This window comes from Candidatus Binataceae bacterium, from assembly GCA_035308025.1.
In the GTDB taxonomy this organism is placed as follows: domain Bacteria; phylum Desulfobacterota; class Binatia; order Binatales; family Binataceae; genus JAJPHI01.
In genome coordinates this window covers 1-11,156 of sequence record DATGHL010000046.1, presented here as the reverse complement: position 1 = coordinate 11,156, position 11,156 = coordinate 1, and the positions used below count along the sequence as shown (strand labels likewise).

8 protein-coding genes are annotated in these 11,156 nt (G+C 61.1%); 3 read left to right on the top strand and 5 right to left on the bottom strand.

Translation table 11 applies throughout. The features are described 5' to 3' along the window. Window positions 1–808: SDR family oxidoreductase (locus VKS22_13955; GenBank protein ID HLW71713.1), on the bottom strand; the 808-nt coding region annotated here is incomplete at its 3' end. Window positions 809–820: 12 nt separating this feature from the next. Then, the gene (locus VKS22_13950; protein ID HLW71712.1) at window positions 821–1,678 is read right to left on the bottom strand and encodes an SDR family oxidoreductase; all 858 of its coding nucleotides are present in this window, start codon (window positions 1,676–1,678) and stop codon (window positions 821–823) included. A gap of 113 nt (window positions 1,679–1,791) precedes the next feature. On the opposite strand from VKS22_13950, the gene uvrC reads away from it, so the two are divergent. Beyond that, a complete protein-coding gene (uvrC, locus tag VKS22_13945) occupies window positions 1,792–4,029 on the top strand; it encodes an excinuclease ABC subunit UvrC (GenBank protein ID HLW71711.1) in 2,238 nt (745 codons plus the stop codon). 205 nt (window positions 4,030–4,234) lie between these two features. Further along, on the top strand, window positions 4,235–6,730 hold the full coding sequence (locus VKS22_13940; GenBank protein HLW71710.1) for a DNA internalization-related competence protein ComEC/Rec2: 2,496 nt from the start codon (window positions 4,235–4,237) through the stop codon (window positions 6,728–6,730). Between the two features lie 25 nt (window positions 6,731–6,755). On the opposite strand, the gene VKS22_13935 is transcribed toward VKS22_13940, so the two are convergent. Together VKS22_13935 and VKS22_13930 are read right to left on the bottom strand one after the other, a co-directional pair. Continuing rightward, window positions 6,756–7,436 (bottom strand): TIGR04283 family arsenosugar biosynthesis glycosyltransferase, encoded by a 681-nt coding sequence (locus VKS22_13935; GenBank protein HLW71709.1) that lies wholly within the window; start codon window positions 7,434–7,436, stop codon window positions 6,756–6,758. Between the two features lie 133 nt (window positions 7,437–7,569). Next, the gene (locus tag VKS22_13930; GenBank protein HLW71708.1) at window positions 7,570–8,328 is read right to left on the bottom strand and encodes a hypothetical protein; all 759 of its coding nucleotides are present in this window, start codon (window positions 8,326–8,328) and stop codon (window positions 7,570–7,572) included. 923 nt (window positions 8,329–9,251) lie between these two features. Between VKS22_13930 and VKS22_13925 the strand changes: the two genes are divergently transcribed. Next, complete coding sequence (locus VKS22_13925) at window positions 9,252–9,929, top strand: cupin domain-containing protein (protein ID HLW71707.1); 678 nt, start codon at window positions 9,252–9,254, stop codon at window positions 9,927–9,929. An 85-nt stretch (window positions 9,930–10,014) separates the two neighbouring features. On the opposite strand, the gene VKS22_13920 is transcribed toward VKS22_13925, so the two are convergent. Next, on the bottom strand, window positions 10,015–10,989 hold the full coding sequence (locus tag VKS22_13920; protein ID HLW71706.1) for an IS110 family transposase: 975 nt from the start codon (window positions 10,987–10,989) through the stop codon (window positions 10,015–10,017). Window positions 10,990–11,156 lie beyond the last annotated feature (167 nt).

Genomic DNA, 11,156 nt, shown 5'->3' with positions numbered 1-11,156 from the left:
CGGACCACATCGCAGGCACGTCGAACGAGAGGTTCGCAAGCGCGTTGCCGCGCGCGACGAAGCCGCCGTCGACCACCATCGCGGTTCCCGTCACCCATTCGGCGTCGTCGCTGGCGAGATACAGGGCCATCCCAGCGATATCGTTGCCCGCGCCGGCACGAGCCAGCGGTTGCATGACTTCGAGAATTTGGCGAGCCACCGGCTCGCCGCCAGGGATATGCTTCTGGAGCAAAGGGGTGTTGATCCCGCCCGGACAGATGCAGTTGACGCGGATACGATCCTTGCCCAGCTCGACCGCCGCGCACTTGGTCAGATGGATCACCCCGGCTTTGGCCACGCTGTAAACCAGCGGTCCGGCCTGACCGAGAATTCCGGCGATAGAGGCGGTCGAGATAATTGAGCCGCCGCCCGCCTGGCGCATCGCCGGGATCGAGTGCTTGATCCCAAGGAAGACGCTGCGCAGCAGGACCGCAAAAGTCCGATCCCAATTCTCGACGGTGGTATCTTCCAAGCGTCCCAGCGCGCCGCCGAGACCGGCGTTGTTGAAGGTAATATCGAGCCGGCCGAATTCGCTCAGTGCACGCGCGATCGCAGCCTGGATGGCGGCCTCGTTGGAGACGTCGGTCTTTTGAAAAACCGCGCGACCGCCATTTTCGCGACATTGACGTACTGCGGCTTCTCCACCCTCCTCATTGAGGTCCGCGATCACGATGGCCGCGCCTTCACCGGCAAAACGGATCGCGGTCGCGCGGCCCATCCCGCTCGCCGCGCCCGTAATCACGGCGACCTTATTCTCGAGTCTGCCCATCGAAATTGCTCCTCAAGTCTTTCGAGAAAGTCCAGCCTTGCCCGGCGCAATCTCAAATGATGGGCCCATAAAGTCGGTGTTCGCGGTCCAGTCATCAGGCGAGAGCGCACCGAAGTTATGCGCGCGCGCCATAAAGCCGCCATCCACGAGCATCGAGGTCCCAGTGATCCATTCCGACTCGTCGCTGGCGAGGAACAGCGCCATGTTCGCAATGTCATCGGGCTGGCCTGCGCGCGTGATCGGCTGAGTTCGCGCCAACGCGGCTTCGCCGCGCTCAGTGCGCTCGCCGGCGATCGCGGTGTGGATGCCGCCCGGACAGATACAGTTGACGCGAATTTTATCGCGCGCCAACTCGACGGCGGCGCATTGAGTGAGGCTGATCACGCCGGCTTTGGCGGCGCTGTAGATTGTCGGGCCAAAGCCACCGCGCATTCCGGCGATCGAGGCCGTCGAGATGATCGAGCCGCCGCCCGCTTTGCGCATCGCTGGGATGGCGTGCTTGATTCCGAAGAAAACCCCGCGCAGCAAAACTGCGTGGGTGCGATCCCAGCTTTCGGCCGTGATCCCCTCGAGGGGTCCCAGGGCGCCGACGAATCCGGCATTGTTGAAGATGACGTCGAGGCGGCCGAATTCCTTGACCGCACGAGCAATCAGCGCCTCGACCTCCGCCTCGGCGGAAACGTCGGCCTTCTGGAAGACCGCCCGTCCGCCGTTCTCGCGACATCCGCGTACCGTCGCCTCGCCGCCGGTCTGATTGAGGTCCGCAACGACCACCGCGGCTCCCTCTCCGGCAAAACGCAATGCGGTGCCTTGGCCAATACCGCTGGCGGCGCCGGTAATAATCGCCACTTTGTTATCGAGTCTGCCCATCGCGTTATTCTCCTGAACCGCAGCCCCTGATTGTGAAGATTCAATAGCAGCGACGCTTCTTAGCTTCCAGAGACCTAACATCTGTCCTAAAACGAGGTGATATACTTATTGCGATGGCGAGGGGTGGATCACAAGGCCGTCGGCAGGCAGCCGCGACGCTCCGCTCGCTGACGGCGCTGCGCGGCGGAGTGGCGGAGGCGGCGGATGCCGCCTCCGCCCTGACTGAGACCACCACCAGTGGGGACGCCGCGCCGCTAAGCGGCGCGGCGTCCCCACTGGTCCCCGCCCCGGAGCACCTCGGCCCGCGCTACGACTCGCTGATCGCGTATGAGCGGGCGGCGGCTTCGCCGCCGCCCGCTCATACGCTCGAGGCCGAAGCGGACGATCACAAAGATCACGACGAGTTTGGCGACAAGCTCGATACCGTCTCGACCGACCCGGGCGTTTATCTGCTCAAGGATCGTAACGGCAAGGTACTCTACGTCGGCAAGGCCAAGTCCCTGCGCTCGCGCGTCCGGTCCTACTTTCGCGATGGCGGCGACGGACGTTTTCAAGTCCGCTTCCTGATGCGGCGCGTACACGACTTCGACACGCTGGTGGCGCGCAGTGAAAAAGAAGCGCTGATCCTCGAAAACAATCTGATCAAGCAGTACAAGCCGCGCTACAATATCCGGCTCAAGGACGACAAGTCTTATCTCAGCGCGAAGGTCACGAATCACGCGTGGCCGCGGATTTCCGTCACACGCCGTATCGTGAAAGATGGCGGCCGCTATCTCGGACCGTTCGGATCGGCCGACGGGCTACGCGAGACCATCGACGTCATTCGCAAGGTCTTTCCGCTGCGCACCTGCTCTGACAGCGTGTTCCGTAACCGCGCGCGACCCTGTATCGAGTATCAGATCAAGCGCTGCCTGGGTCCCTGCTGCCTGCCGGTAGACCGTGAGGAGTATGGACGACATCTCCATGCCGCCGAGATGCTGCTCGAGGGCAAGAATCTCGAATTGCTCAAAGAGATGCGCGAGCGGATGCGCCTCCACGCCGACCTGCTCGAATTCGAGGAAGCGGCGCGCCTGCGTGATCGCGTGCGCGCAATCGAAAAGACCGTCGAGCGCCAGACCGTGCTCCATCATTGGGGCGGTGATCAGGACGTCTTCGGGCTCTATCGGCAGGGCGGCTTCATCGAAGCGATCGTGCTGATGGTGCGCAACGGCAAGCTCACCAGCACCCGCAGTTGGAGTTTTCAGGACCTGGAATTTCCTGAAGAGGAAGTCCTGGCCGATTTGCTGACCCAGTTCTATGCCGGCGCGCGCATGTTACCCGATGAAGTGATCCTGCCGGTCGAGCTCGACGATGCCGCCGTGCGCGCCGAGCTGCTCACTGAGCGGCGCGGACGAAAAGTCGAAGTTTTCGTGCCGCAACGCGGCGACAAGGTGCGGCTGCTCGAGATGGCGACCCAGAACGCGCGTCAGAGCTTCGCCTCGCGCCGCGACAACGAGAACACGCGCGAGAAGATGCTCGACGAACTGCGCACGAAGCTGCATCTGCGCAGCACCCCGAAACGCATCGAGTGTTACGACATTTCAAATTTGCAGGGCTCGATGGTGGTCGGGTCGCAGGCCACCTTCGACGAAGGCGAGCCGCGCAAGGAACTCTACCGGCGCTACCGGATTCGCACGGTCGTGGGACAGGACGATTTTGCCAGCCTCTACGAAGTCCTCGGACGCCGGCTGCGGCGCGCCGTCGAGGAGCATGAGTTTCCCGATTTATGGGTGATCGACGGCGGCAAAGGACAACTCAACGTTGCGCTCGAAGTGCTCAAGGAGCACAACCTCAGCGATCAATTCGACGTCATCTCGTTGGCCAAGCAGCATGTTTTGAATGATCGGCGCGAACGTGCGGTGCAGAAATCCGACGAGCGGGTATTTATCCCGAATCGCAAAGATCCGATCGTTCTGCCGAAGAACTCGACTGCGCTCTTTTTGCTCGTGCGCATCCGCGACGAAGCTCATCGCTTCGCGATTACCTACAATCGTGAACTGCGCCGGCGGGCGCGGCTGCGTTCGGTGCTCGACGACATCGAAGGGATCGGCCCGGTGCGCCGGCGCTCGCTGTTGCGCCACTTCGGTAGTCTGCGGCGGATTCGCGAGGCGTCGATCGAACAACTCGCGCTGGTCAAGGGCGTCAACCACGAGTTGGCCGCGGAGATTCGCCGGCATCTTGAAACCATGAAGGTGCTGCTCGATCAGGAGGAGACCGTGGAACGTGAGGAGGATCGGATCGCGCAGGAATACCTCGACGCCGGCAACGGCCAGCTCGAACTAATCCCGCGCGAACCAGCTCTCGTGGTTTAGTCAGGTTCTGCCGATCCGCTAAGGACGGCATCGCGACTCGAAAGGGGGATTCGGGCCGATCGTCGCTGCGCAGTCACAGACTTCTCTTGCCGTAGCGGCGCCGCCGCCAAGCGCGTTGGCGCTTTCGCGATTGGTCCAACTCGCTGAAAGAGTTTCGCCGGCGATCACCGGGACACCGCCCCTTTATCTCGTTACAGTCGCGATCGTGCTGGGCGACGGCGCGGGGAATTCTCGCATTTTCTTTCCCTTATGGTCTGCCGTGACAGTCGCGATACTCGCGGCCCTCGCGTTCGTAGGAAAGCGGCGCGCGGCCGGGCTTGTACTCGCTCTCGTCGCGCTTGCCGCGTCCGCCACGATGGCCGTACGGCCTGTTCTCGCGCCGCTTGCTGGTCCTGCGACGCTCAAGCGGTTCACGGACGATTCCCGGGTTACGGTAGCGGGTTACCTGAGCCGCACGCCGGAGCGCGTCGCGGGCGAGCGCCACCTGCAGTATCTCGACCTTCAAGTCGAGCGCGCCGCGGCTGACCCATCTGCATTCGCACCCACGTCAGGGAGGGTCCGGATTACGGCGCCGGACGACGAAATATTTCATGTCGGTGACGAACTGCGCGTGACATCGCGAATCCGGTTTCCGCGTAACGACGGAAATCCGGGCGAGTTCGATTATCGCGGATGGCTGCTGCGCCAGGGGATTGGCGCCACGATGTACGCCGAACCACGCCGCAACGATCCCGAGCCGATCCAGGTTATCGGTCATCGCAGTTTTCCGATCGCCACTACGCTCGAAGCGATCCGCGAGCATATCGGCGGGTTTATCGACGCTAACCTTGAGTACCCGGAGAACGCCGAGATGCGCGCCCTGGTCATCGGTGACCGCAGCGGTATCCGCGACGATCTGCGCCAGCGTTTCGCGCTCACCGGCATGGCTCATCTGCTCGTGATCTCCGGCCTCCATCTGGGGTTTGTCGCGACCGCCACATTTTTTCTCACCCGGCTTCTGATGGGATTTTCCCCGGCTTTGATGGCGCGGGGCTACGCCAACAAGATCGCCGCCGCCGCGGCCGCGATCGCTGTTTGCGTATACGCCTCAATCGCGGGCCACCACGTCTCGACAATGCGTGCGCTGGTGATGGTGTTGAGCTATGCGTTTGCGATCATGCTCGACCGCTCGCGCGAGTTGGTTTCGAGTCTCGCGCTGGCGGCGTTGATCATCCTACTGGCCCTGCCCGCCTCGACCGCAGATATCGGCTTCCAGCTTTCTTTCGCGTCGGTTTTCGTCATCCTGCTGGGAATGCGGCGGTTCACGGCTTGGTGGCGCTGGCGCTATATGAATCCGCTCGCGCCGCGACGCGACCGCTCACGGCTCAACCTCGTCGGCGAAGTCGTCACAGGCTATATAGCGGTGTCGTTCTGGGCGCTGATCGGCACGGCGCCGTTGACCGCATTTTACTTCAATCAATTTTCGCTGATCGGACTGATCGCCAACGCCGTCGTTGTGCCGATTATGGGTTTCGGCGGCGTGGTCTTTGGACTGCTCGCCGCGGCCATGAGTTTCATCTCGATGCCGGTTGCCCGCGAGTTGCTCTGGATGGCGGGAAGACTCGCCGAAGCCGGCACCTTGCTGGCCGGCTGGTTCGAGGCATGGCCGCTGGGCTGGGCGCGGATCTTCACCCCGACTTCCCTCGAAGTGATTATCACGTACGCGTTCATCCTGCTGTGGCTGACCGCACCGCTCAAAGGCGCGGAAGTGCTTCGGCAATTGCGCCAGTCTAACATCGCCGTCGCCGCGAAAGTTCAGGACCCGCCGCGATGGCGAATCGCGATCGCCCTAATTTTCACCTTCGCCTTGATAGTCGATGCGGGTTGGTGGATCGATCAGCGCTTCTTCAATCGCGACCTGCGCATAACTTTTCTCTCGGTCGGGGAGGGAGACGCTGCGGTCGTGCGCTTTCCGGGTTCACGCGTGATGCTGATCGACGGCGGCGGTGCGGTTCGCAGCAGCTTCGATCCCGGGGAGCGCATCGTCGCGCCGTTTCTCTGGTCGCAGAAGATCATGCACGTCGATTATGTGACGCTGAGTCATCCTGATCGGGATCACTTCGGCGGCCTGCTATTCATCGCGCACAATTTTTCACCTGCTGAATTCTGGACCAGCGTCACGGACAGCCTCGACGACACTGAGTTGCTCAACGTAATGAGGGCGGCGGGTGCGCTTAACCGTGTCTGCAACTCGGCGTCGACGCCCCTGATAATCGGCGGTGCCGACGTCCGCTGTCTCGGACCGCTGGCCAACCACGCGGAGTTGAAACGCAATGATTCATCTATGGTGTTGCAACTGAAATATGGCCCGACGGTGGTGCTTTTCCCCGGCGACCTCGAAAGCAAGGGCGAGCATCAGTTGATCGCTTCCGGCGCCGATCTGCGCGCGACAATTTTGAAAGTGCCGCATCATGGCAGCCGCACCTCGTCGAGCGCCGCGTGGCTCGCTGCGGTCTATCCCGAACTGGCGGTGATTTCACTCGCTGCTCACAACCGCTTTCATTTTCCTGCGAGTGAGGTGCTGGACCGTTATCGCGCGGCGGACATCACGGTGCTGCGCACCGACGAGGATGGCGCGATTAGTGTGGACGCCAGCGCGGCTGCGCTTCACGTGTCGAGTTTGCGTGGCGGCATCGTGCCGCTGCCCGCGACTCATCACTAGCAACTCCCCTGCGTTCTGCCTGCCATCAACGAGCATCAAAGTAATGCCGCTTGAGCCAGGCGGGCGAGACGCCGAGCAGGAACAGCGATTTGATGGTCCACATCGTCAAGACGGTGCGAATTAATCCGCGCGACTGCCAGCGCCGGGCTGACGTAGTCACGCGCGCGCGTAGGCAGGCCAGGCGTCCGGCGCGGCGCAGGCGTCGGACCAAGGCCACGTCCTCGCAGATTTTGATATCGGGATAGCCGCCGAGCCGCTCGAAGACTTCGCGCCGGACGAAAATCGCCTGGTCGCCGGTCGCACTGCGCATCACCCGCGAGCGCCAATTGATCAATGTGCTCAGCAACCGATACGAGGGAGATGCCGCGTTCAGCCGAACGTCGAAACGCCCGCCCACGATCGCTGGATCATCGAGCGCCGCAGCGATCTGGCCGGCGAAATCCGTAGGCACGAGCGTATCCGCATGCACGAACGCAAGCACATCGCCGCGCGCGGCGGCGGCGCCGGCGTTCATCTGCCGCGCCCGCCCGCGCGGCGCGGTGATGACCGTATCGGCGAGCGTCCGCGCGATCGCGACGCTGTCGTCGTTACTACCGCCGTCGGCGACAATTATTTCGGCGACTGGCGCGCCGATGCGCAGCGCACGCAAGGTCGTAGCGATCGCGCGCTCCTCGTTGAGCATCGGCACTATCACCGCGAGCTTCACGTCAGGGACGCGGGTTGGGGGACAGCAAGAAAAGCCAGGCTGGCGAAAACCCCATACCCGATCCCAAAATTGTGATCGGAAAGAAAACAAGAAGGGCCAAAACAACTCTTTGCGTAAAAACAGTTATGCTTTCTTAAACCTCGTTTATCAGTTTGGCAGTAAAGGTGGCTGAGGTCTGCATACCAGAGTGGGCGGCTGCCCTCCGCTGGGGGGTGTAAATGCAGCCGTACCTGCAACCCGCCGGGCACTTCGGGGCTGGTACACAAATGGTGAGAACCTGGTCCCATACCTCGTTCAGTGGGCACTTTCCTACGGTAAAGCAAAACGACGATGAGGCAACGCCATTGGCAACTAATTGGACCGAGTAGGTGCCAGGCTCAATACCTTTGAGTAGCACGAACTCGGTGGTGCCAGGTGCCCCCGGCGCTATGCTTGTGGTGCTCCAATTATAACTCCTTGCATATTGGACAATTCCTGTGCTGCTGATGAATCGCACGAGTGGATAGTCCGTAGCCATTTGAGCATCATCGCCAAAGGACGCACCTTCCCATATCCCGTTCAACTGGGTTCCCACTAAGTGGTACGAACCATCTGAATTTATATTGATCGCGCTGATCTGCGGCTGGGCTTGCTGTAGAGGCGCGCCGTCCGGCTGATAAACATAAAGCGCAGGTTCGCTGGTGCAGCTAGGGCTATAGAGAATGGCCCCATCTGGCAAGTCGAGCATGTAGCTACCGTCGGTTGTGCCGCAGTCGCTCCAAGTTCCGTTGGGAGCGTGGATCTGGTTGAAGCTATTGCTCACAGAATCGTACTCGTAGAAGAAGTGCGGGTTCGATTTCGGGTTCGTGCTCGTCGGTTCTGCAGAAAGCGTCAGCAAAATCTTCCCGTTCATCAAGTTCGCACCTGGAGCATCGGGTGCCCCCAACGGAACCGGAGTACTGCCCGGTCCGGATGTAGGCAATATCAACGATGGTCCCGCAGCCCATGAACCCGGAGCGGTACCTCCGGGTCCTGGCTTATAGATTGCAGTAAAATCCGTCGCTCCAATGAAGATGGCGTTGCCATTGGAAGTAATAATGACGGCCCTTCTTCATTCCCGTTAGGATACGTACCACTGTACAGCATAACAGGTACGTTTGAGTCCGACACCCAAGAAGAGCCGACATAGCGCTCAGTCGTAGTAGCCTGGCTATCAAGCGCAAGAATGCTGCCATCAGCCAGCTTCACCCAAGTTGCCTCCCACATGTTGCACCCATGCTGGAGCTCTCCTGCAGGCATCCACTGATTAGCGACGGGATTGTAGATAAGGGTTGCGCCGTAGGATGCCGGGGCGACTGGCGCCATCAGGACAACCCCGGTTGGTAGTATCTCTGATACCATATCGAAAAAGGACTGAATCCCACCGCATGGAGTGGATAGCGACTGTCTCCGATGTCAAGCTGTGCCGATGGATCCGGCAGTCATGACCGCACCCCCCGCAGCGCGCGGAAACAATGTGAGCTGGGAACTGATTTGGGCGAGTTGAAGTCAGCGCCGGGCGCCAACGGAAGGCACGAGGTCGTCGAGAGCGTTGGTAAATGCTCACGTTCAGACACAATCGCACTGAAGGCCGATGTGTGGATCGGGAGGTTAACAACGCGTGTGCCTAGATCCGGGGAAGCGGGCGCATCGTTCATAAACGACCTGAAGAAAGCAGTAGCCAGAGTCTAGCCGCGCCGTCCAACAAGTTTCGGCTGTTCATCGAGGTTTGACAGCGCACCTCGATGCAGCGTAACAACGCATCACGCTCGCAGCTTGCATCAGAGGATAGGAACCATGGCAGCCGAGGCATCGACTCGATCGCAGATTATCGAAGTCGCCGAGATCGCATGGGAAACCATGATGCCCAACATCAAGGCGAAGATGCTCTGGACCGATACCGCGACCAAGCGCCGGGCGCAGCTCACGAGGTTCGAGCCGGGCGCATCGCTGCCGATGCATCGCCATGTCGGCGACGAGCTACTCTACGTGATTGAAGGATCGATCAGCGATGAATCTGGCGCCGTCGCGGCGGGCAGCGTCGGCTATCGCCCCAACGGATGTATCCACAGCGTCACGAGCAGAAATGGCGCGACCGTGTACGCTATTATCAGCGGTAACGTGGAACCCGCCAAAGAGATCGGCGCTGCACCTTCCTCGCAGACTATCGTGCTGAGCGACATCCAATGGACCGACTTTATGCCCGGCATACGCGCGAAGCATTTTTGGAGTGATCCAGCCACGAAGCGGCGCGCCATCTATGCCCGCTGGGAGCCGGGCGGGAAGCTGCCACGGCACAGGCATATCGGTGACGAGCTGCTCTTCATGATCGAAGGCTCGAACTTCGACGAATCGGGCGAGCTGCGGACCGGAAACCTGAGCTACAATGCAGACGGATGCACGCATACGGTGGTGAGCAAAAACGGCCACACTGCGCTGGCTTTCGTCACCGGCGATTTGGAGGTCCTCAAGTAGCATTTGGCTCGAACCCGATGCGTCCAGCTAAGTCGCCATGGTGTTCTTGGACCAACCGAGTCAGCGGGACCAGGCGGCGATTGGATTACGCGGTGGAGTTCGAACACGGCGCAAGATGGGCAGTGACTGTCTCCGATGTCAAGCTGTGCCGATGGATCCGGCAGTCATGACGCGCCGCCGCGTTGGGCGGAAAAGGGGAGGAGAGGGCCGCAAGTTCAGGGTTCCACGGCGTTCGTTGTCGGAGCACAGCATTGAGCATGACGAGGAATTTGCGCATGCATGCGGTGAGAGCGACCTTGGGTTTCTTGCCCGCCGCAATCAATCGCGCATAAAAGGCTCGCAACAGCGGATTGCGGCGAGTCGCGCCTAACGTGCACATGTAGAGCACCGCGCGGACCTGGGCGCGACCGCCCCAAATCGCGCGTGTGCCCTTGAGCTTCCCGCTGTCGTGATTGAATGGAGCCACTCCAACCAAAGCCGCGATCTTTCGCCGGCTGAGTGTGCCGGGCTCAGGTCGATGAGCCAACAGGGTGAGCACGGTCACGCTTCCGACCGCGGGCACGCCTCGAAGCAGTTGAGCTTTTTCGGACCACAACGGCGAGTTCCGAATTGCCTTCTCCAGAGCAACATCGAGATCGGCCAGTTGCTTGCGAAGCCAACGGAGGTGAGCGGCAATAGCGCGATTGACACAGCCAACCGCACGTCCGTGCCGATTACTCTCGGCAGTTAGCATTTCGACCACCTGTCGGCGCCGCGCAACCAGCGCCATCAGTTCGCGGGTTTGCGCATCCGGGAGCGGTCGAGTTTGCGGCTGAATGATTTCGGCAAAATGCGCCAATACTCGAGCGTCGATCGCATCGGTTTTCGCCAGTCGGCCCGTGGCGCGCGCAAAGTCCCGTACCTGGCGCGGATTGACCACTGCGACCGGCAACCCGCCTGCCGCCAACTCACTGGCCGCCGCGATCTCGTAGCTACCGCTGGCTTCCAACACGATGCGGCTTACACGCAGCTTCTTCAGACGCTTAACAAGGGCCCCAATACCGCGTTGATTATTGGTCACATCGAAGCTTTCATCGCCCGGCCGCAGCGGTAGTGTCGGTCAAGTGGTGGAAAAGCAGTAAGCATCGGCCAGGCGACGAGTTGAGCGGTTGAAGTATCAACTTGCTATTACGCTGCCTCCGGTTGTTCGCTGATTGTGGTCAGGTCGTGCCAGCCGACGAGGCGGCG

What these genes read in the sequence shown, in the direction of transcription:
- VKS22_13950 (HLW71712.1), bottom strand. Translation starts at nt 1,678, where the DNA reads ATGGGCAGACTCGATAACAAAGTGGCGATTATTACCGGCGCCGCCAGC.
- uvrC (HLW71711.1), top strand. Translation starts at nt 1,792, where the DNA reads ATGGCGAGGGGTGGATCACAAGGCCGTCGGCAGGCAGCCGCGACGCTC.
- VKS22_13930 (HLW71708.1), bottom strand. Translation starts at nt 8,328, where the DNA reads ATGAACGGGAAGATTTTGCTGACGCTTTCTGCAGAACCGACGAGCACG.
- VKS22_13925 (HLW71707.1), top strand. Translation starts at nt 9,252, where the DNA reads ATGGCAGCCGAGGCATCGACTCGATCGCAGATTATCGAAGTCGCCGAG.